22 protein-coding genes are annotated in these 21,153 nt (G+C 62.6%); 2 read left to right on the plus strand and 20 right to left on the minus strand.

Translation table 11 applies throughout. From position 1 onward, the window contains the following. Positions 1–47: 47 nt before the first annotated feature. From phnN to phnG, 14 genes are all read right to left on the minus strand, one after another. Positions 48–641, minus strand: a complete 594-nt coding sequence (gene phnN, locus J0663_RS09455; protein ID WP_207244131.1) for a phosphonate metabolism protein/1,5-bisphosphokinase (PRPP-forming) PhnN — start codon at positions 639–641, stop codon at positions 48–50. After that, positions 638–1,777, minus strand: a complete 1,140-nt coding sequence (locus tag J0663_RS09460) for an alpha-D-ribose 1-methylphosphonate 5-triphosphate diphosphatase (RefSeq protein WP_207244132.1) — start codon at positions 1,775–1,777, stop codon at positions 638–640. Before J0663_RS09460 ends, phnN begins: the two co-directional genes overlap by 4 nt. A gap of 13 nt (positions 1,778–1,790) precedes the next feature. Continuing rightward, positions 1,791–2,486 (minus strand): DUF1045 domain-containing protein, encoded by a 696-nt coding sequence (locus J0663_RS09465; protein WP_207244133.1) that lies wholly within the window; start codon positions 2,484–2,486, stop codon positions 1,791–1,793. 117 nt (positions 2,487–2,603) lie between these two features. Then, the gene (gene phnE / locus J0663_RS09470) at positions 2,604–3,956 is read right to left on the minus strand and encodes a phosphonate ABC transporter, permease protein PhnE (RefSeq protein ID WP_207244134.1); all 1,353 of its coding nucleotides are present in this window, start codon (positions 3,954–3,956) and stop codon (positions 2,604–2,606) included. Then, positions 3,956–4,936 (minus strand): phosphonate ABC transporter, permease protein PhnE, encoded by a 981-nt coding sequence (phnE, locus tag J0663_RS09475; RefSeq protein ID WP_207244135.1) that lies wholly within the window; start codon positions 4,934–4,936, stop codon positions 3,956–3,958. Before phnE (J0663_RS09475) ends, phnE (J0663_RS09470) begins: the two co-directional genes overlap by 1 nt. A 68-nt stretch (positions 4,937–5,004) precedes the next feature. Beyond that, positions 5,005–5,916, minus strand: a complete 912-nt coding sequence (gene phnD / locus J0663_RS09480) for a phosphonate ABC transporter substrate-binding protein (protein ID WP_207244136.1) — start codon at positions 5,914–5,916, stop codon at positions 5,005–5,007. 68 nt (positions 5,917–5,984) lie between these two features. After that, positions 5,985–6,827, minus strand: coding sequence for a phosphonate ABC transporter ATP-binding protein (gene phnC, locus J0663_RS09485; RefSeq protein ID WP_207244468.1), 843 nt, complete (start codon positions 6,825–6,827; stop codon positions 5,985–5,987). Between the two features lie 118 nt (positions 6,828–6,945). Then, the gene (locus J0663_RS09490) at positions 6,946–7,563 is read right to left on the minus strand and encodes a DapH/DapD/GlmU-related protein (RefSeq protein WP_207244137.1); all 618 of its coding nucleotides are present in this window, start codon (positions 7,561–7,563) and stop codon (positions 6,946–6,948) included. Then, entirely contained in the window at positions 7,560–8,267 is a 708-nt protein-coding gene (phnL, locus tag J0663_RS09495) for a phosphonate C-P lyase system protein PhnL (protein WP_207244138.1), read from the minus strand. Before phnL ends, J0663_RS09490 begins: the two co-directional genes overlap by 4 nt. Positions 8,268–8,296: 29 nt before the next feature. Further along, on the minus strand, positions 8,297–9,073 hold the full coding sequence (gene phnK / locus J0663_RS09500) for a phosphonate C-P lyase system protein PhnK (protein ID WP_207244139.1): 777 nt from the start codon (positions 9,071–9,073) through the stop codon (positions 8,297–8,299). Beyond that, positions 9,070–9,945 carry an alpha-D-ribose 1-methylphosphonate 5-phosphate C-P-lyase PhnJ gene (locus tag J0663_RS09505; RefSeq protein WP_207244140.1) on the minus strand — a complete coding sequence of 292 codons (876 nt, stop codon included), beginning with the start codon at positions 9,943–9,945 and terminating at the stop codon, positions 9,070–9,072. The genes phnK and J0663_RS09505 overlap by 4 nt, the downstream gene beginning before the upstream one ends. Then, the gene (locus tag J0663_RS09510; RefSeq protein WP_207244141.1) at positions 9,942–11,048 is read right to left on the minus strand and encodes a carbon-phosphorus lyase complex subunit; all 1,107 of its coding nucleotides are present in this window, start codon (positions 11,046–11,048) and stop codon (positions 9,942–9,944) included. Before J0663_RS09510 ends, J0663_RS09505 begins: the two co-directional genes overlap by 4 nt. Positions 11,049–11,052: 4 nt before the next feature. Beyond that, complete coding sequence (phnH, locus tag J0663_RS09515) at positions 11,053–11,661, minus strand: phosphonate C-P lyase system protein PhnH (RefSeq protein ID WP_207244142.1); 609 nt, start codon at positions 11,659–11,661, stop codon at positions 11,053–11,055. Further along, positions 11,661–12,137 carry a phosphonate C-P lyase system protein PhnG gene (gene phnG, locus J0663_RS09520; RefSeq protein WP_207244143.1) on the minus strand — a complete coding sequence of 159 codons (477 nt, stop codon included), beginning with the start codon at positions 12,135–12,137 and terminating at the stop codon, positions 11,661–11,663. The genes phnH and phnG overlap by 1 nt, the downstream gene beginning before the upstream one ends. Before the next feature lie 176 nt (positions 12,138–12,313). Here phnG and phnF point away from each other — a divergent pair, with 176 nt between their 5' ends. After that, a complete protein-coding gene (gene phnF / locus J0663_RS09525) occupies positions 12,314–13,051 on the plus strand; it encodes a phosphonate metabolism transcriptional regulator PhnF (RefSeq protein WP_207244144.1) in 738 nt (245 codons plus the stop codon). A gap of 45 nt (positions 13,052–13,096) precedes the next feature. Here phnF and J0663_RS09530 read toward each other — a convergent pair whose 3' ends face one another. From J0663_RS09530 to mepA, 6 genes are all read right to left on the minus strand, one after another. After that, positions 13,097–13,732: a 2,3-bisphosphoglycerate-dependent phosphoglycerate mutase gene (locus J0663_RS09530; protein WP_207244145.1), complete on the minus strand. Its 636-nt coding sequence runs from the start codon at positions 13,730–13,732 to the stop codon at positions 13,097–13,099. Positions 13,733–13,753: 21 nt separating this feature from the next. After that, positions 13,754–14,578 carry a 4-hydroxy-tetrahydrodipicolinate reductase gene (gene dapB, locus J0663_RS09535; protein WP_207244146.1) on the minus strand — a complete coding sequence of 275 codons (825 nt, stop codon included), beginning with the start codon at positions 14,576–14,578 and terminating at the stop codon, positions 13,754–13,756. A gap of 15 nt (positions 14,579–14,593) precedes the next feature. After that, positions 14,594–16,381, minus strand: coding sequence for an ABC transporter ATP-binding protein (locus J0663_RS09540; RefSeq protein WP_207244147.1), 1,788 nt, complete (start codon positions 16,379–16,381; stop codon positions 14,594–14,596). A 121-nt stretch (positions 16,382–16,502) separates the two neighbouring features. Further along, the gene (locus tag J0663_RS09545) at positions 16,503–17,528 is read right to left on the minus strand and encodes a glucokinase (RefSeq protein WP_207244148.1); all 1,026 of its coding nucleotides are present in this window, start codon (positions 17,526–17,528) and stop codon (positions 16,503–16,505) included. 17 nt (positions 17,529–17,545) lie between these two features. Continuing rightward, positions 17,546–17,926, minus strand: coding sequence for a methylglyoxal synthase (locus J0663_RS09550; RefSeq protein ID WP_064707596.1), 381 nt, complete (start codon positions 17,924–17,926; stop codon positions 17,546–17,548). An 85-nt stretch (positions 17,927–18,011) separates the two neighbouring features. Beyond that, entirely contained in the window at positions 18,012–19,085 is a 1,074-nt protein-coding gene (mepA, locus tag J0663_RS09555) for a penicillin-insensitive murein endopeptidase (RefSeq protein WP_207244149.1), read from the minus strand. Between the two features lie 212 nt (positions 19,086–19,297). On the opposite strand from mepA, the gene J0663_RS09560 reads away from it, so the two are divergent. Next, the gene (locus tag J0663_RS09560) at positions 19,298–21,130 is read left to right on the plus strand and encodes an extracellular solute-binding protein (protein WP_207244150.1); all 1,833 of its coding nucleotides are present in this window, start codon (positions 19,298–19,300) and stop codon (positions 21,128–21,130) included. The last annotated feature ends 23 nt before the right edge of the window (positions 21,131–21,153 follow it).

Here is a 21,153-nt window from a genome sequence, read left to right on the forward strand (position 1 = left end):
AGGGTGAGGGCGCTCCCGATGCGTCGGAAATTTCTGCGGCCGCTTGTCTACCGAGCCTGGGCCAGCAGTCCGTTCAGAATGCCGATCATCTTCTGCTCGGCCTCTTCGAGCGAGCCGCTATTGTCGAGCTCCGTCACGTCATAGTCGCCACGCACGGTCAGCGGGCCGCGGGCAAGCCTGGCCATGATGTCCTCATGCGTCTCGCGACCGCGCGCCTCCAGCCGGCTGGCGAGCACTTCCGGGCGGGCCGTGACATTGATGACCTTCAGCCGCGGAAAGGCGGCCTGGAAGCGGTGAAGTGCGGAGCGCGAGCCGTTGGCGACGACGACATGACCCTTGGAGAGAGCAACGGACACCTCGGCCGGAATGCCGTATTTCAAGCCGTGCGCTTCCCACCAGACGGCGAAGGAGCCTGACTGCTCCATGGCCGCAAACCCTTCCAGAGAGACCGAAAGATGCTGCTCGCCGCCGGCATCGCGGTGACGGGTAATGACGCGGCGGATGAAATGCAGGTTGTCGTGCCCGGAAAAGCGCTTGGCAGCAAGGTTCATCAGCGTGTCCTTGCCGGCGCCGCTCGGTCCGACGACGACGACCATGATGCCGCGCTCGGCTCCGGCTCCCGGATGAGGTTCGTGCGTCATGCGACACGGCGTCCCTGGCGCCAGACGGAGCGTGTCACCGGCACGCCGTGCGAACGGTGAACGCGGACGAGATCGGCGCGCAGCCCGGTTGCGATCCGGCCGCGATCGTCGAGGCTGACGGTACGGGCGGGCGTCGACGTCACCATGGCGATCGCCTTGGGCAGCGTGATGCTCTCCACCTCGTCGGCGAGGATGAAGGGCGCATGCAGCAGGCTGAGCGGAACGTAATCGGAGGAAAGCACGTCGAGCACGCCCATCTCGGCGAGATCGCGGGCGGCAATGTTGCCGGAATGGGACTTGCCGCGCACGATGTTCGGTGCGCCCATCAGCACGCTCATGCCATGTTCGTGCGATGCCCGGGCGGCGTCGAAGCTGGTCGGAAACTCGGCAAGCCGTACGCCGTTGTCGATCGCCTCGTCGACGTGGGCGAGCGTCGCATCGTCATGGCTTGCGACCGTGATGCCGCGCTCGGCGCAGACCTTGGCAATGGCGTTGCGATGCGGCGTCGAATTGCGTGCCGATTCCTCCTGGCGCTTGGCGACAAAACGGGCAAACACCTCGTCGCTCAGGCCCCGCTTCTTCTGGTAGTAGAAGATATACTGGTCCATCGTCTGGAACTGGCGCTGGCCGGGCGCATGATCCATCAGCGAGACGAGGCGCACATGCGGGTCGTTTTCGAAATCGGCGAAATGTTCGAGCACGTTGTCGGCCGAGACCTCGCAGCGCAGATGGATGAGGTGTTCGGCGCGCAGCCGCCCTTCCTTCTCCGCCGCCTGGATGGCATCAGCCATGTCGCGCATCTCGCCATGTTCGAAGCCGCCATCCTCGTCCGCCCCCATGCGCAGGCAGTCGAAAACCGTGGTGATGCCGGAGGTGACGATCTGGGCGTCATGCGCCTGGACCGCGGCCGTCTTGTGCCAACGGATGCCTGGACGGGGCTGATAATGGCCTTCGAGGTGGTCGGTGTGCAGCTCGACAAGGCCCGGAATGACATAATCGCCTTCAAAATCTTCGCCGGCTACCGAATTGCCCTCAGAGATATCGGCGATCTTGCCGTCCCGAATGAGGATCGATCCCGAGAGGATGTCGTCCTCGAGTACGATGCGGGCGTTGGAAAACACGGTCTCTTTGCTCATGTCGTCGGCTCTCTCAGCGTTTGGCGCCGGCAAGCGGCAGCCAGGAATGAACTTTGAACGGAGCCTCGCGCGTCTCCTCGATAAAGACAGCGAGGCTGGAAATGGAAAGCGGCCGGCCGGTAAAATCGGCAAAACGCTCGGTCAGGATCGCCTTCATGACCTCGGCCCGTGTCTCCGGCACCTGGCCGCTCAGCGTCATGTGAAAGCCGAAATCCTCCATGACATAAGGATAACCCCAGCGCTGCAGGTTGGCGCGCTGCCTTTCGCTGAGCGTCTCCGGATTGCGCCGCGCGATATCGGCCTCGGAGAGCGCCGCGCGGAACGGCTCGAACGATTTTACCACCTTCGCGGCGAAATCCTGAAGAGGTTGATGAACAGAACTGGGAACAAGGGCGAAAAAGCGGCCGAGCTGGCCGAGCATGAGTTCGGGAATCTCGAAGGCCGGCGTGCGCGCGGCAAATTCCTCGGCCACCGCCATGAGATCCCTCTCGGTGACGGAGGCAGCGAGCGAAAACGGCGCCTTGATCGTGGCGTGAAAACCGTAGCGGCGGGGGTCGGCGGTCAATTCGAACTGCTCCGCGGCGCTGAGCGTCTCATGTTCCGGTGCAGGATAGGTCTCGCCGGTGAAGGCATCGCGGCCGAGCCAGAGCGAGGCCGCGCCGGTCAGGGGATCATCCTTCGGCGGCGAAAAATAGAGAGCGTAGCGCAAGGCTTTATCCTGGGGATCGTCGAAACGGGGAGCGCACTGTGCAGTGATTTGGCGGCGAACCGCAAGCAGGCTCCCGGCTAAAAGATTTCCGTGACAGAATGATGATGCGGCAGCTCGTCAGTGGCTCTTTTTTCCCATCACGCGCGAGCGCAGCGCATTCGAGAGATTGTCGAAGGCAAAAACCACCAGGAGGATCAGAAGCACCATATAGGCGACCTTGTCCCAGTCCGAATTGGTCTTCATGGATTCCAACAGCTTGAGGCCGATGCCGCCCGCACCGACGGCGCCGATCACGGTTGCCGAACGGGTATTCGATTCCCAGAAGTAGAGCGATTGCGAGATGAAGACCGGCAGAACCTGTGGGATGACGCCGAAACGCTGGACAGCGACTGGCGCTGCACCTACGGACTTGACGCCCTCACGCTGTTTATCGTCGATGTTCTCCAGCGCTTCCGCGTAGACTTTTCCGAGCGCGCCCGTATCGGTGAAGAAGATCGCTGCGATTCCCGGTAGCGGCCCCGGCCCGAAGGCACGCGTGAAGAACAATGCCCAGATCAGCATGTCGATCGAGCGCAGGAAATCGAAGAGCCGTTTCGTGCCCCAGTTCACGGTGCGGTTGCGCATGATGTTGCGCGCGGCGATGAAGGCGAGCGGGAAAGCGACCAGGGTGCCGAACAGCGTGCCGACAAAGGCCATGACCAGCGTCTGCATCAGTTTCGACAGGATGTCGCCGTGCTGCCAGCTCGTGTTGTTGAGGAAGTTGTCCAACGCCAGCGAAGCATTTGACTGATTCGCATCGAGCCGATCGCCCGAAAAGATCAAGCCGATGATCTCGGGCAGGCTGCGGCCCCAGAAGGGCGATTGCGTATCGAAGAAGAAGTTCGCCCAGCCGAGGAAGCGGCGCTGCACATAGACCTGGCTGGTGCGGATTTCTGCCTGTCCGGCAAAACCGTAATAGACATTCACCTTATTGTCGTCCTGCTGCATCTGGGCTGGCGCATTTGCGGGCAGGGAGGCGCGGTCGCGGGTGATGGTCACGGGATAGAGCTTGCCGTCGACATAGACGTCGACGCGGCTCGGGCCTACTTCCAGACGATCGCCGTCGCTGCCGAAGGTGACAATGTATCTGCTCCCGTCGGCGCTTGGCTTCAGCCAGTCGATATCAGCGCCTTCGGGATACTGGCGGCGGCTTGTCCATTGCGCAACGACCTGATCATTCTGGAAACGCAAGCGCGGCTGGGCACGCCAGGAATACCAATCCTGGACATAGGTTGCCGCGCGATCCCAGTTTCCGTTCATGAAAGTCGGAATGACGTTGAAGAAGGCGAAGCAGAAGGCAAGGTAAACAAGGACCGCCGCCGAAATGAGGGGGAAGCCCCAGCGCTGCATGAAGCTGCGATGGAAGACGTCGGGATAGGTATCCAGCAGGCGGTTGCGCTTGGCGGCGTCGATCGTCAGAACAGAGGACATCACGCCGCTCCCCGGCCGAATTCGAAGGACTGCTTGCCGATCAGTCGGCGGCGCAGCCAGGCGGAGAACTGGTCGACGCAAATGACGGTGATCAGCAGCAGGATGATGATTGCGTAAGTCTTGGCGGCATGGTCGCGACCAATCGAAAGGCTGAAGACCTCGCCTATGCCGCCGCCGCCAACAGCGCCGATGATGGTCGAGGCTCGCACGTTGATCTCGGTGCGCAGCAGCGTATAGGAGACAAAATTCGGCAGTACCTGCGGCAGGATGGCGAAGCGCACCCGCTCGATCCAGCCGGCGCCGACGGCGCGCAAGCCCTCGTCCGCCTTCATGTCGGCATTCTCGACGACTTCAAAGAACAGCTTTCCCAACGCGCCGACGGTGTGGACCCAGACCGCGATGATCGCCGAGATAGGACCAATCGACAGGATCGCCGCGAGAAGACCGGCAATGACGATCTCCGGGAAAGCGCGCATAATTTCCATGATGCGCCGCACGATCCATCGTGTTACGCCTGCACCGACCAGATTGGTGGAAGCGAAAAAGCAGAGCATGAACGCGCCGCTTGCACCGAGAATGGTGGAGACGATGGCGATGTTCAGCGTGATTGCGAGCTGGTAGAAGAAATTCGGAATGTAGAAACTGTCGGTGATCCAGACGCGGTCGCTTGTATAGTCGTATTTTATGGAACCGTCGGAAAAGGGCGAAGGCAGGTCGAACATGGCGCGGAAGATCTCCAGCGGGCTGTCCGGCACAAAACTCTTCATGAAATCGAAGAAATAGGGAAGACGCTCGAAGAATTTGCCTGAATTGGCGCTGTTGGCAAAATCGAGCGAAGCGCTGAGGATGATCAGGAAGATGGAGATCGAGACGACCGTGTACATCCGCCGAGTCCGAACCTGGCTTTGGTAATGGTCGAGGATCGTGCGGGAGCTTTCCTGCAGTCCATCCAGATGAGCCGCTCCGGCCGAGTGATCCATATGTGACTTCCTTTTTGGAAGATTGGCGGCATCATGATGATGCCGCCGCGAGATTGCCAGACCGAGAATCAGCCGCCGATAACGGCTTTGCGGGCGTCGATGATCGTCTGGTAGAAGCTCTGGTCGACCGGCGACCAGTCGACATAGCCGCCGCCGGTGAACGATTCGAAGCAGCTCTTGTCTGTCTTCGGCAGCTCGGCGAAGTAGGCGGTAACCTTCTTCTGGAGATCGGCCGGCAGCTTCTGGGAAACCATCAGTGGGCCATTCGGGATGAGGGGCGACTTCCAGACCTGGACGATATCATCCATGTCGAGCAGGCCCTTGGCGACCATCTGGTGCAGGTTGCCGGAGGTGTAGCCCTGCGCCCAATCGCCCTGGGCCGAACCGAAGGTGGTGCCGACGTCGAACTTCTTGTCGAGAACACCGAGGACGAGGTTCTCGTGGCCGCCACCGAAGCCGGTTTCCGAGAAGTACTGCTTGACGGGAACACCAATGTCCTTCGGCAGGGCAACGTTGGGAACAAGATAGCCGGAGGTCGAGTCCGGATCGGCGAAGCCGAGCTTCTTGCCCTTGGCGTCGGCGAGCGTCTTGATGCCGGAATCCTTGCGAGCGACCATGATCGAGTAGTAGCCGGTCGAACCGTCGGCCTGCTTGGTTGTGAGGACCGGGGTAACGGCGTTCGGATCCTTGAGATAGATTGCGGCGTAGGACGAGGCGCCCATGACGGCGAGGTCGATCGTACCGCCGAGGAGGCCCTGGATGACACCGTTATAGTTCGGCGACGGGAAGAGCTGCACCTCGGAAACGCCGGTGGCGGCGATCAGGCCCGGCTTGACGCACTCGGTACGACGAACCTGGTCGGCTTCGTTTTCGCCGCCATCGAGACCAATGCGGAGGACCTTGACCTCCTGTGCGGCGGCATTGCCGGCCAGGGCGGCAACGGCAATGGTTGCCATCAAAATCTTGCGGAATGCAGACATGGAAGTCTCCTTTTGTGACGTGGTTTGTCGGTTGGTTCTCCGGCCCTTGTCCCGTCGGCCGGAAACGGTCAATGCATAGCGGCTGCTTTGGCCGTCATGCCGGATGATTGGTTCTCGGCACGGCGCGCGGATTCGAGACTGGTCGAGGTCATCGTTTCGTCGATGCCGGCGCCGTCCTTGTCGGTGCCATAGATTGCCTTCACTGCTTCGGCCGTCAGCTCAGAGGGCTTTCCGTCGAAGACGACGCGGCCGCCGGCCATGCCGACGATGCGCTCACAATAGTTGCGGGCGGTATCGAGCGTGTGCAGGTTGGTGATGACGGTAATACCCTCGCGCTCGTTGATATCGCGTAGCGCATCCATGACGATCTTGGCGTTCAGCGGATCGAGCGAGGCGATCGGCTCGTCGGCGAGCACCATCTTCGGGTTCTGCATCAGCGCGCGGGCAATGGCTACGCGCTGCTGCTGGCCGCCGGAAAGCGTGCCGGCCGCCTGCAGCGCCGTCTGCTCGATGCCGAGGCGTTCGAGCGCTGCGATCGCGTGCACGCGCTCCTCGCGCGTGAAGATATTGAGCAGGCTCAGAAGCGTCGAGCGGTGATTGAGGCGACCGAGCATGACATTGGTCAGAACGTCCAGGCGCGGCACCAGATTGAACTGCTGGAAGATCATCGCGCAGTCGCGCTGCCAGTTGCGCAAGGTCCGGCCGCGAAGCGCGGAGACTTCGACGCCGGCGAAATGAATGGAGCCGGAGCTCGGCTCCTGCAGGCGGTTGATCATGCGCAGGAGCGTCGACTTGCCGGCGCCGGAGCGGCCGATGATGCCGACCATCTGGCCCTGGGGAATGCTGAGCGTGACGGAGTCGACGGCGAGCTTGTTTGCGAAACGACGTGTGACATCCTTCAGCTCGAACATCATGCTTTTTCCTCGCATCCCAGGCCTCGGTCAGCATCGCATTAGTCCCGCTTCGTGAACCTCGCGTGTCATATTTGTGTAAGTCGTGTCACAAATCCCGGCGCGGCGGCGACAGCATCTAGTCCTCGTAGTGCGACAGAAAATCTTCCGCGCTCAGGTTGCGGAAATCCTGCAGCGCCAGGCGCAGACGGTCATGTTGCCAGTCCCACCAGGCAAGCCTGTCCATGCGCTCGCCGATCTCTTTCGGAAAGCGCTCGCGGATCAATTTAGCCGGCACGCCGCCGACGATCGTATAGGGCGGGACATCCTTCGAAACGACGGCTCCGGCCCCGATCACCGCCCCGTTGCCGACACTGACCCCGGGCAGGATTGTCGCTCCATGACCGATCCAGACGTCGTTGCCGATCGTCACGCGGTTTGAGCGTCGCCAGGCGAAGAAGTCCGTTTCCATGTCGGCGTCCGGCCAGTAGTCGCCGGCCCGATAGGTGAAATGGTGCAGCGTCGCGCGCCAGGTCGGATGATTGGTGGCGTTGATGCGCACGGCGGCGGCGATATTGACGAATTTGCCGATCGTCGCGCACCAGACGGAGCCGTCCTGCATGATGTAGGAATAGTCGCCGAACTCGGCCTCGCTGATGCGGCAGCGTTCGGAGACCTCCGTATAGCGCCCGAAGGTGGAGTCGCTGACGGCGGCCGTTTCGTGAATATAGGGCTCGATATCAAGCTTGCGGCTCATGCGGCAATCTTTCTCGACGAGAACTGCTGGACGTCGAGAATGCGGTCGGCGACGGCTTCGCGCACTTCCTCGTCGTGGAAGATGCCGAGGAGGGCGACACCCGCCTGCTTCTTTTGCGCAATCATGTCGACGACGACTGCACGATTCCTGGCATCGAGCGAGGCTGTGGGTTCGTCGAGAAGCAGGATCGCATGGTCGGTAATGAAGCCGCGCGCGATGTTGATACGTTGCTGCTCGCCGCCGGAGAAGGTGGCAGGCGGAAGCTGCCAGAGCGCCTCTGGCAGGTTGAGCCGGGCCAGCAGGACGCCGGCCTTTTCCCGCGCGGCCACGGTGTCCGCGCCGCGCGCGACGAGCGGCTCGGCCACCACATCGATCGCCGCCACACGCGGTACCGTGCGCAGGAATTGGCTGACATAGCCGAGCGTATCGCGCCGCACGTTGAGCACGGTGCGCGGATCGGCGGAGGCGAGATCGACGACACGCCCGTCGTGGCGGATGAGAATCTGGCCGGTGTCGACGGCATAATTACCGTAGATCATCTTGAGCAGCGAGCTCTTGCCGATCCCCGAGGGACCGCCGAGTACGACGCATTCGCCTGCTGCGACCGAAAAGGCGACGTCGGAGACGACGGGCAGTTTGATGCCGTCGCGCAGGTGCATGGTGAAGCTCTTCGAGACTTCGGAAACGACGAGGGGCGTTGGCATGATTTCTTCTTCCTGATTCTAACGAAGGCTCAGACCTGCAGGATCGAGGAGACGAGCAGTTGGGTGTAAGGCTCTCTCGGATCGTCGAGCACGCGGTCAGTCAGCCCATGTTCGATGACATAGCCGTCCTTCATCACCATCATGCGATGCGACAGAAGCCGGGCGACGGCGAGATCGTGGGTGACGATGATGGCGGAGAGGCCAAGGTCGTTGACAAGGCCGCGCACGAGATCGAGCAGGCGCGCCTGTACCGAAACGTCGAGACCACCGGTCGGCTCGTCCATGAAGACGAGGCGCGGGCCGGTGACGAGGTTGCGGGCGATCTGAAGGCGCTGGCGCATGCCGCCGGAAAAGGCGCGCGGCTGGTCGTCGATACGGTCGGCGTCGATCTCGACGCGTTCGAGCCAGTCGATCGCCGAGGCGCGAATCTTGCCATAGTGCCGGTCGCCGATCGCCATCAGCCGTTCGCCGACATTGGCGCCGGCAGAAACGGTCATGCGCAGGCCATCGGCGGGGTTCTGGTGCACGAAGCCCCAGTCGGTGCGCATCAGGAAGCGACGCTCGGCCTCGTTCATGCGGTAGAGGTCGCGGTAGCCGCCGTCGCGCATGTGGTATTCGACGCTGCCGGTGGTCGGCATCAGCCGGGTGGAGATGCAGTTGAGCAATGTCGTCTTGCCCGAGCCGGATTCGCCGACAATAGCGAGAACCTCGCCGGGCCAGAGCTCGAAGGATACATTCCGGCAGCCGATCCGGTTGCCATAGAATTTCGAGAGGTCGTTGACTTTGAGAAGCGGCGTGTCGGTCATTCGGCTGCCTCCCGGGCCAACATTTCGCCGGCATGCCCCTGGGCGCGGCGGTCTTCGCAATGGTCGGTATCGGAGCAGACGAACATGCGCCCGCCCTTGTCGTCGAGGATGACCTCGTCGAGGTAGACCTCCTCTGCGCCACAGAGCGCGCAGGGTGTGCCGAAACGCTGGATCTCGAAGGGATGGTCTTCAAAATCCAGGCTGACGACGTCGGTATAAGGCGGCACGGCATAGATGCGCTTTTCGCGGCCGGCACCGAAAAGCTGCAGCGCTTCGGACCTGTGCATCTTCGGATTGTCGAATTTCGGCGTCGGCGAGGGGTCCATGACGTAGCGGCCATGCACCTTGACCGGATAGGCATAGGTCGTGGCGATGCGGCCGTTGCGGGCGATGTCCTCATAGAGTTTCACATGCATGAGGCCGTATTCCTCGAGCGCATGCATCTTGCGTGTCTCGGTCTCGCGCGGTTCGAGAAAGCGCAGCGGTTCCGGGATCGGCACCTGATAGACGAGCACCTGGCCGGCTCCGAGCTTTTGCTCGGGGATGCGGTGGCGCGTCTGGATGATCGTCGCCTCGCTGGTGCGCGTCGTCACCGCGACATTGGCGACCTTCTGGAAGAAAGCGCGGATGGAGACGGCGTTGGTCGTATCGTCGGCGCCCTGGTCGATGACCTTCAGCACGTCGTCGGGGCCGATGATCGAGGCCGTCACTTGCACGCCGCCGGTGCCCCAGCCGTAGGGCATCGGCATTTCTCTGCTGGCGAAGGGCACCTGGTAGCCGGGAATGGCGATCGCCTTCAGGATGGCGCGGCGGATCATCCGCTTGGTCTGCTCGTCGAGATAGGCGAAGTTGTAGCTGGCGAGATCACTCATTCGGCGGCCTCCTTCATGTCGTCGCCAGCGTTGTGGGCGGCTTCGAATTCGCGGCGCATCCGGCGGACGAGATCGAGTTCGGCCTGGAAGTCCACATAATGCGGAAGCTTCAGGTGCTCGACGAAGCCCGTCGCCTGGACATTGTCGGAATGCGAAATGACGAATTCCTCGTCCTGGGCCGGGGCGGTGATATCCTCGCCGAACTCTTCGGCGCGCAGCGCGCGATCAACAAGCGCCATCGCCATCGCCTTGCGCTCGCTCTGGCCGAACACCAGGCCGTAGCCGCGGGTAAACTGCGGCGGCGCCTTGGCTGAACCCTTGAACTGGTTGACCATCTGGCACTCGGTGATCTGGATCGTGCCGAGCGAGACGGCGAAACCGAGTTCCGGCACGTCGAATTCGACCTCGACCTCGCCGATGCGGATTTCACCGGTGAACGGGTGGTTGCGGCCGTAGCCGCGCTGGGTGGAATAGCCGAGCGCCAGCAGGAAGCCTTCGTCGCCGCGGGCAAGCGCCTGCAGACGCAGGTCGCGTGTCATCGGGAATTCCATCGGCTCGCGGGTCAGGTCGCCAATCTCGTGATCTTCCGGCATGTCGCCGTCGGCCTCGATCAGGCCCTCCTCGCCGAGGATTTCGGAGACGCGCATGACGCGGCCGGTTGCGGCTGGGCGCAGCGCGGGCTCCTCGATTTCCTCGTCGGAAAGCAGCGAGGGATCGAGCAGGCGGTGGGTATAGTCGAAGGTCGGCCCGAGAAGCTGGCCGCCCGGCAGATCCTTGTAGGTCGCCGAGACGCGGCGTTCGATCATCATAGCAGCCGTGTCGAGCGGCCTGGAATGACCGAAACGCGGCAGCGTCGTGCGGTAGGCGCGCAGCAGGAAGATCGCCTCGATCATGTCGCCGCGCGATTGGCGGACGGCGAGCGCGGCGAGCGTGCGGTCGAAAAGCGAGGCCTCGGCCATGACCCGGTCGACAGCGAGCGCCAGCTGCGCCACGATCTGGTCGATGCCGATCGCCGGCAGCGAACGGTCTCCGCGGCGGCGATCGGCAAGCAAGCGGTGAGCATTGGCAATGGCGGCCTCGCCACCTTTCACGGCAACATACATGAGCTCAGATCTCCGTTGCTGTGATCTTGGTGGTGCGCGGCAGGCAGAGGAAGCTTCTGCCCGAGGTCAGCACGATGTCGATGCCGCGCGGAAAGAGCGCGCGGTTCTCGGTCCAGAGCCGCAGGAAGGTTTCCGGCAGCCCCACGGGCGCGATCTCCGTCACGCTCTGGATGCCGGGGCCGATCAGCGCCAGTTTGCGCCCGCCTTCGAGTTCTGCGAGCTCGATGACAATGGTCGTCGAGCGGTCGGGATATTCCTGCGTGCCTGATGCAAACAGGCCGAAGGAGGAAAGCGCGGTGCCGGTTTCCGTGAAGGCGAACTGCGCTTCGGCCTTTTCGCTGGTCAGCGGCGCGCCGGTGTGGAAGCCGAGCCATTCCGGCACGGCGGATTTCGCCAATCCCTGGGAAAGCCAGACTGGCGTGTCATGGTCACAAAGCGTCAGCGCGATGGTTCCGGCGGCAATGCCGAACGGCGCCGGCGGAGCGATATCGGGCTCAACGGCCTGGATCGTGCCGGGACGCGCCATGCCGTCCATCAGCATCTTGAAGACGCTCTGGGCATGGAAAACCGGGTCGGCAAAGCCACCGGTCAAGGCTTCTGTCGTGAGGCCCATCAGTTGTCTCCCCGTACCATGGTGAAGAAGTCGACCCGCGTCGCTGCCGTCTCGTCCGCTTTGCGGCGCTCGGCAGCGGCGATTCGCGCGGCAATAGGTGCAAGCAGCGCCTGTTCGACGAAATCCTTGGTCGCTTCGTTCTGCCAGAGCGCGTCGAAGATCGCCGCAAGCCGGGCCTTCTCACGATCGGTGCCGAGCGCTTGCGCGTGGCCGATAGCGCCCGAGCCGAGCCGGACCGTCGCCCGCGTCATTGTCACCTCACCGAGATTGAAGGGAGTGCCGCCGCCGCCGATGCGGCCGCGCACCATCACCAAACCAGTCTCCGGTCCGCGCACCGGATGTACCGCAGGCTTTTCCGACAGCGCATCCCAGACGGCCTCGAGTTCGCTCCGCTCCGCGCGCGCCAGCAGGTCGGCGGCGCGTTTGCGCCCCGATACCGACTGCGAGGCAGCGTCTTTCTTCTCCGCTGATATCATCGCCGCTCTCCCCAAATGTCTATTGATATAGACAACCATACAAGATACATCTAGACTTAAATCGATGTCGTGACAAGGGTGTGACATCCTGCAGCGCGGCGCGTCTTTTCGCGGCGCGTCTTTTCGCGGCGCGAGGGGCGCTGTAAGGCAATAGGCATGGAAGTGGCAGGGGCGGAATGGCTGGATTGAAGCAGGTGCAGAGGCAGACCGGCGTGGCGCTCTGGCGTCAGATTGCCGACCGGATACGCGAGGCGATCAGTGCCGGTGCCTATGATGAAACAGGCATGGTGCCGCCGGAAACCGGGCTGGCGCTGCAGTTCGGCGTCAACCGGCATACCGTGCGCAGTGCGCTGGCGGCGCTGGCACAGGAAGGCATCGTCCGTGCGGTGCAGGGTCGCGGCACGCTGATCGAGCGCAAGGAACGACTGAACTTCCCGATCACCCGGCGCACCCGTTTTACGGCCGGCATCGGCGATCAGGCGCGCGAGATGCGCGGTCTTCTGCTTGAGGAGGCAAAGGAGGAGGCGAGCGCCGAGATCGCCCGCTGGCTGGGCCTAAAGCCGGGAGCGCAGGTGATCCGCCTGGAAACGCTGCGCGAGGCCGACAAGCGGCCGGTGTCAAAGGCGACGAGCTGGTTTCCCGCCGAACGTTTCGCCGGCATCGGCGAAGCCTACCGCAAGCACGAATCGATCACCAAGGCTTTCGCCGAGCTCGGGCTGGCGGATTATGTCCGGGCGACGACCGAGGTAACGGCAGCGCATGCTGCTACAGCCGACCTTGCCGACCTGGAGCTCACCCCCGGCGCGATCCTGCTGATCGCCAAGGCGATGAACACCGATCTCGTCGGCGTGCCGGTGCAATACTCGATCAGCCGCTTTGCGGCCGACCGGGTGCAGTTCATCATTGAGAATTGAAAGATGATGAGTGCCAGCCGCTTCCGGCCGGCACAGGCAACCGCTTCAGTGCGCGCCGGACATATCGCCCAGCACCTCCTTGGAACCGACGGTGGAATCCGCCTTCAGCTTGTAGACCATCGGGACGCCGGTCGCCAGGTTGAGGGCAAGCACGCCTTCCTTGCTCAGCTTGTCGAGCACCATGACGAGCGACCGCAGCGAATTGCCGTGTGCGGCAACCAGCACCTTTTCGCCGCGGAGCACGCGCGGCAGGATTTCCGTGAGGTAGTAAGGCCAGACGCGGGCGCCGGTGTCGCGCAGGCTCTCGCCGCCGGGCGGCGGCACGTCGTAGGAACGGCGCCAGATATGCACCTGTTCCTCGCCCCATTTGGCGCGCGCATCATCCTTGTTGAGGCCGGAGAGATCGCCGTAGTCGCGCTCGTTCAGCGCCTGGTCGCGGATGGTCTCGAGATCAGGCTGGCCAACCTTGTCGAGGATAAGCTTCAGCGTGTGCTGCGCCCGCACCAGAGCCGAGGTATAGGCGACGTCGAATTTGATCCCGTATTCGGCAAGTGCGGCGCCCCCGGCCTTGGCTTCCTGAATGCCGAGCTCGGTCAGGTCGGGATCCTTCCAGCCGGTGAAGAGATTCTTCAGGTTCCAGTCGCTCTGGCCGTGGCGAACGAGGACGAGGGTACCGCTCATGAATATGCCTCCGTAGTATCCTTATTGGGAAGAAAGCCCGAGCACGTCGAGCATGGAATAGAGCCCCGGCTTCTTGTCGCGGGCCCAGAGTGCCGCCTTGATGGCGCCGCGCGCGAAGATCGAGCGGTCGGCAGCACTATGCGACAGCGTGACGATTTCGCCTTCGCCGGCGAAAAGCACGGAATGTTCGCCGATGACGGAGCCGCCGCGCAGTGTCGCGAAGCCGATCGTGCCCGCCTCGCGGGCGCCGGTATGGCCGTCGCGCACTCTGACCGATTTCGAGGCGAGGTCGATGTTGCGCCCCTTGGCCGCGGCCTCGCCGAGGAGGAGGGCGGTGCCAGAGGGCGCGTCTACCTTGTGCTTGTGGTGCATTTCCAGGATCTCGATATCCCAGTCGGAGGGCTCGAGCGCCCGCGCGGCCTGCCGGGTCAGCACGCTCAGCAGATTGACGCCGAGGCTCATATTGCCCGACTTGACGATGCGGGCATGACGGGCCGCCGCAGCGATCCTGGCGTCGTCGTCTGCCGAGCAACCGGTCGTGCCGATGACATGGACGATGCGAGCCTGCGCCGCGAGGCCGGAGAATTCCACGGTTGCGGCAGGCGAGGTGAAGTCGAGCACGCCGTCGGCATGCAGGAAGGCCTGGAGCGGATCATCGCCGATGATGACGTCGGTCGGGCCGAGGCCGGCGATTTCGCCTGCATCCTTGCCGACGAAGGGCGATCCGGTGCGCTCGACCGCGGCATGCAGTTTTACGCCCTCGATCGAGTGAATGAGCCGGATCAGCGTCTGCCCCATGCGCCCTGCCGCGCCAACCACCACCAGTTTCATCGCAGCATCGCTCATGTCAGTCTCACCAAGTCAGTTTGAATCGGAGGCCGAGGGCCTCTGCAGATTGTTGAGGCGAGCGTAAAGACCGTCGCTGACCTTCGCAAGCGTCTCGTGATTGCCTTCCTCGACGACCCGGCCCTGCTGCATCACGACGATCTTGTCGGCACGCACCACGGTCGAAAGCCGATGGGCGATAACGACGACGGTGCGTCCGGTCATCGCCTCGTCGAGCGCCTTCTGCACGGCGGCTTCGGATTCGGTATCGAGGGCGGAGGTCGCCTCGTCGAGCAGCAGGATCGGCGCGTTGCGCACCAAGGCGCGGGCGATAGACAGCCGCTGGCGCTGGCCGCCCGAAAGCGTCACGCCGTTTTCGCCGACCGGCGTGTCGTAACCCTGCGGCTGGGCCGAGATGAAGTCATGCGCATAGGCAAGCCGGGCGGCCTCCTCCACCTCGGCATCGGTCGCTTCCGGCCGGCCATACCGGATATTGTCGCGGATCGTGCCTTCGAACAGATAGGGCTGCTGCGAGACATAAGCGAGTTGCTGGCGCAGCGACTTCTTCGTGATATGGGCGATATCCTGTCCGTCGATCAGGATTTGACCTTCGCGCGGATCGTAGAACCGAGGAATGAGGCTGATGACGGTGGATTTGCCCGCGCCAGAGGGGCCGACGAGCGCCGTTGTCGCCCCGCCCTCGGCGACGAAGCTGACACCGTTCAGCACGCTTTCATTGCCATAGCCGAAGGAAACGTTGCGGAATTCGATCCGCGCCTGCGTCACCGTCAGCGGCCGGGCATCCGGCAGGTCGCGCTGGCGCGGCTCCATGTCGAGCAATTCGTAGATCATCCGCGCATTGACGACGGCGCGCTCCATCTGCACCTGCAGGCGGGCAAGGCGGCGCGCCGGATCATAGGCAAGCAGCAGCGCCGTCACGAAGGAGAAGAAGGCGCCCGGGGCGACATTGTAATAGATCGAGCGATAGGCGGCGTAGGCAAGCACGCTGGCAACGGCGAAGCCCGCGAAGCTCTCCGTCAGCGGCGAGGTGCGCTCGGAAAGCCGGGCAATCCGGTTCGCCCGGTTCTCGGCGGCCGTGATGAGCTTGTTGACCTTGTTCTCCAATTCCTCTTCCATCGTGAAGCCCTTCACGATGGCGATGCCCTGGATCGTTTCCTGCATGGCGCCCAGCACGTGGCTGTTCAGATGCACGGCCTCGCGGGTTGCCGAGCGCAGCCGCTTGGAAACATAACGCAGCGCATAGAGCAGCGGCGGCGCCATGATGAAGACGGCGAGGCTGAGCAGCGGGTCCTGGAGGACCATGACGCCGATCAGCGAAACGAAGGTCAAGAGGTCGCGCACCGTCGAGGTGATCGTCAGGTTGAGCACGTCGCGGATGCCGCTGACGTTCTGGCTCACCTGCGCGGCGATATGAGCCGACCGTGCCTCGCTGAAAAAACCGACAGAAAGCGTCATCAGATGCGCATAGAGGCGGCGCTGATATCGGGCGACGATATTGTTGCCGACCTTGGAAAGCGCCACGGCCTGGCCGTAGCTTGCAAAGCCGCGCAGCACGAAGGCAACGAAGATCGAAAGACAGATGATCCAGACGACGTCGGCGCGTCGGTTGGCGAAGGCTTCATCAATGATCGCCCGCATGATCCAGGCAGTGAATGCCGTCGAGAGCGCCACCACCACGAGGCAGGCGATCGCGAAGACATAGCCCCAGAGATGATCGCGGCCGTTTTCAGCGATGATGCGCTTCAGGATGCCGGTTACGGTATCGCTGCTGACGCTCTGCTTTCTGCTTTCCACGGCTTCCAAATATCAAGCTTCCTGTCCGAGACTGAGCGCGTCACGAACGTGGCGCGCACTTTGGCCGGCTCTATAAAGAGTTGGGACTGGTTTGACTAGAGCGCGCGCATCCGGGTGGGACGCGCTGGGCTCAGCGCCGCCAGCGGCGGCCGTCCGTCGAGACGCCGAAATTGGCCGGCATGCGCGCATAGGCGGAAAGCCCGGCGAGCGCCGCCAGCGGATGCGTCACCACATAGGTCGGGATGGTGCGAAGCAGCGCGCTATGCGGCGCCTTGTCCTCGAAGGCTTGCCGGAATTCCGGTTTCTTCAGCGCCGGGAGGATCTTTTGCGAGATGCCGCCGGAGAGATAAACACCGCCGCGGGCCATGAATATCATCGCCATATCGCCCGCCACGCGGCCGAGATAGGTGGCAAACAGCGAAACAGTCTCGACGGCGGCCTTATCGCTGCCATCAAGCGCATGCGAGGTGATGTCGGCCGGATCCGTCATCGTCGGCTTGAGGCCGTCGACCACGCAGATGGCGTTGTAGAGGTTGACGAGGCCGCGCCCGCAGAGAATCTGTTCGGCCGAAACGCGGCCTTCGATCGTCTCGATATGCGGAAAGATCTCATAATCGCGCTTGCTGCGCGGCCCGAGATCGACATGGCCGCCTTCGCCGGGAACCGGAATCCAGCTGTGCTGGGTGTGCACGAGCCCGCCGACGCCGAGGCCGGTGCCGGGTCCGAGCACGACGCGCGAGGCGATCATGTCGCCGCTGGCGTTGCCGATGCGTTCGCGGTTTTCATCCGAAAGGGCGGCAATCGCCAGCGCCTGCGCCTCGAAATCATTGACGACAAGCACGTCCTCGATGCCGAGGCCCTCGATCATCGTCTTGGGCCGCACCACCCAGTCGCAATTGGTCAGCGGGATCTCGTCGTCGTTGATCGGGCCGGCGACGGCGAGGATCGCCGAACGCGGCTGCACCGCGGTCTTGTCGAGCACGCCCTTTTGGATCGCTTCGTCGATCGTGGCGAAATCCGCCGTGCGCACGTTCGGAAACTGCTTCGGTTCGGCATAGGCATCCGTCAGGATGGAGAATCGGGCATTGGTGCCGCCGATATCGCCGATCAGAATCGGGAAGGGAAGCGGAGCGGTGCTGTGATTGGATTTGGGCATGGCCGGTTCCGTGCTGATCAGGCTTCGAGTGTAGGAAGGAGCTTTATAGCGGTCGCGTGGTTCAGCGCCATCGGAATGTCGTAGACGATCGCCAGCCGCATCAGGGCCTTCACGTCGACATCATGCGGCATTGGCGTCAGCGGGTCGACGAAGAAAATCAGAGCGTCGACCTCGCCGGTCGAGATAAGCGCGCCGATTTGCTGGTCGCCGCCGAGCGGCCCGCTTTTCAACCTGGTGACGTCGAGATCGGGAGCGGCATCGAGCACGCGACCGCCGGTGGTGCCGGTGGCGACGATCTTCCAGCGCGAGAGAAGGTCCTGGTTCGCGCGGGCGAAAGCCGCCATGTCGTCCTTCTTCTGGTCATGCGCGATCAGCGCAAGGCATTTGCTGCCGGCCATGAAGTGAATCTCCGCCCCAACAATTCAATCGATTTGATCGCTTTATACCAAGTATTTGCGATTTGAAAGACAGTGCGCCGAGCCCTCACTGGATCGCAGGCTTGTCGCTCGGGACTGGGCCGACATCCGGCAACGCCTCGTCGTCGTCGGCCGGCGTGGCTGCTGGCGCGGCGACGAACGCGCTTGCGGCGGAGGGTCCGCCATAGGTGGCGGCCTGCATCGAAGCGACGGAAGCGGCATCGAGCACGGCGGCGCAGGCCTTGGGCAGGTCGGAGACCATCATCTCACGCGGCGGCTTAGGCGGCTTGGCGCCGGGCTTGGGCGGCTTCGGGGGCGCCCAAGGCGCCGGCGTGAACCAATAGGCAAGCGACTTGTCGCAGCCGTCTCCTGAGGCGACAGGAGCTTGCGGCGTGCATCCGGCAGCGCCGGGCGGGCATTTGATGCGGATGTGGAAATGCGAATCATGGCCGTATATCGGCCGGAGCTTACCAAGATTGGTGCGGTCGCCGGTCCAGGTGTCGCACATCTTCTTCTTGATCGCGGGATTGACGAAAATGCGCTCGACTTCGGGATAGCTCGCGGCCAGCATCAGAAGCCGCGCGCGCGATTCCGTCCATACCTTCGGGTTGACGGTGAGGAACTTGTCCTTCTGCAGCATGCTGGTGAAGGGCAGGTCCTCGCGCTCCTGAGGCGTCATGCGGCGTGTCGGCATTGGAGTGAACCAGATATCGGCATCAAGGCCGATCTGGTGCGAGGAATGGCCGTTGAGCATCGGCCCGCCGCGCGGCTGGGCGATATCGCCGACGAGGATGCCCGGCCAGCCGGCATATTTGACCGCGTCCTGCGAAAACCGTTCCAGGAGCGCGATCATCGCCGGGTTGCCCCAGCGGCGATTGCGCGAAAGCCGCATCGCCTGCCAGCTCGGCCCGTCGGTCGGCAGCGCCACTGCCCCGGTCATGCAGCCCTTCGCGTAGAAGCCGATCGGCTGCGCCGGCCCCTGCGTCGGCAGGCTGACGCCGGCGAAGCGCGCCTTGGCACTGCCCGGGCTCGGGGGCCTCTGCTCCGCGCCGACGTCGCCGGCGGCAAGGCTCGCGCCGATTGCGCCGGCAAGCGTCAGTCTGCCGAGTGTCCTGAAAGCCTGCGCGAAGCCGAAAGCCATGCTGTTCCCTTAAGTCGATGTCGAAGTGATTTGCGCTCGAATCTACTGTGAAAAGCAATTTTGGTGAATCGATGATTTGGCGAAGGTGCGCAGGAGGCCGCTGACAGAAGCTGGCTCAAAATTCCGCGAGCCCGGCAAAAACCAAACTCTCTCCTGTTTTTCGCCCCTATTTCTCGTATTGTCGAATCCATCAATATTCAGGGGAAGTGGGCATGGCGGCTTTCTTGTCGAAGATCGGTTTGTTTCTGGCACTTGCGGGTGCTTTGACGCCTTTGACGGCAATGGCTGAAGAGCAGCCATTTCAGATCGGAAGCTCGGTCATCAGCGAAATGAAATACAAGCCGGGCTTTGCTCATTTCGACTACGTCAATCCAAATGCCCCAAAGGGCGGAGATCTGCGCCTTTCCGCGAGCGGCGCCTTCGACACCTTTAATCCGCTACTTGCCAAAGGCCAGACGGCGGTAGGCCTGACGCTCGTATTCGACACGTTGATGAAGCCCGCCGATGACGAGCTGCTTGTGTCCTATGGCTTGCTTGCCGAAGGACTGTCCTTCCCCGCCGATGTTTCGAGTGCGACCTTTCGCCTGCGCAAAGAAGCGAAATGGGCGGACGGGCGGCCGGTTACGCCCGAGGATGTCATCTTCAGCCTGGATAAGACAAAGGAGCTCAATCCGGTCACCGCGAACTACTATCGGCACGTGGTAAAGGCCGAAAAAACCGGCGATCGCGACATCACCTTCACTTTCGACGAGAAGAACAACCGCGAGCTTCCGAATATTCTCGGCCAGTTGGTGGTCGTACCGAAACATTGGTGGGAGGGGCAGGGACCGGACGGCAAGCCCCGCGATATTTCAAAGACGACGCTCGAGCCGGTGATGGGGTCCGGGGCTTATAAAATTGCATCCTTCTCGCCCGGAGCGACGATCCGTTATGAACTGCGTGACGACTATTGGGGCAAGGACCTCAATGTGAATGTCGGCCAGAACAATTTCCGCAACGTCGTCTACACCTATATCGGGGATCGGGACGTTGAATTCGAAGCCTTCCGCGCCGGCAATAGCGACTTTTGGCAGGAAACCACAGCTGCCCGCTGGGCGACGGGATATGATTTCCCTGCAGTGAAGGAAGGACGCGTCAAGAAGGAAGAGGTTGCAAACCCGCTGCGCTCCACCGGAATCATGCAGGCGCTCGTGCCCAATATGCGGCGTGATCTGTTTAAGGACGAGCGGGTCCGCGAAGCGCTGAACTACGGTTTCGATTTCGAGGAGCTGAACCGCACGGTTGCCTTCAACAGCTACAAGCGCATCGATAGCTATTTTTGGAACACCGAGCTTGCCTCTTCGGGCCTGCCGCAGGGACGTGAACTGGAAATACTGCAGGGCATGAAGGACAAGGTTCCGCCCAAAGTCTTCACGGCACCCTACACCAATCCCGTCGGCGGTGACCCGCAGAAAAGCCGCGACAACCTTCGCAAGGCGATTGCACTGCTGAAAGACGCTGGCTGGGAGATCAAGAGCAATCGCATGGTCAATAGCAAGACCGGCCAGCCGATGAGCTTTGAGATACTGTTGTCGAGCCCCATGTTGGAGCGCTGGGCGGTGCCTTATGCCAACAATCTCAAGAAAATCGGCATAGATGCGCGCGTGCGGACAGTTGATGCATCGCAAGCTGTCAACCGCGAACGCAGCTTCGACTATGATATGATCTGGAATGTCTGGGCGCAGTCGATGAATCCCGGCAACGAGCAGGCCGACTATTGGGGATCCGGCTCGGTGAACCAGCAAGGCACCCAGAATTATGCCGGCATCGCCAATCCGGCGATCGACGAACTCATCCGCATGATCATCTTCGCGCCGAACCGCGATGAACAGGTCGCGGCGATCAAGGCGATGGACAGGGTCCTGCTTGCAAACCACTACGTCATCCCGCTGTTCTACCGCGGTACCCAGAACATCGTCTATTGGAACACGATCACCCATCCGGCCGAATTCCCGGCTTACAGCCTTGGCTTCCCCGATGCCTGGTGGTCAGCCTCGGCAAAATGAGCGGGCTTGCAATGCTGGGGCTC

The sequence above is a fragment of the Rhizobium lentis genome (genome assembly GCF_017352135.1).
GTDB classification, from domain to species: Bacteria; Pseudomonadota; Alphaproteobacteria; order Rhizobiales; family Rhizobiaceae; genus Rhizobium; species Rhizobium lentis.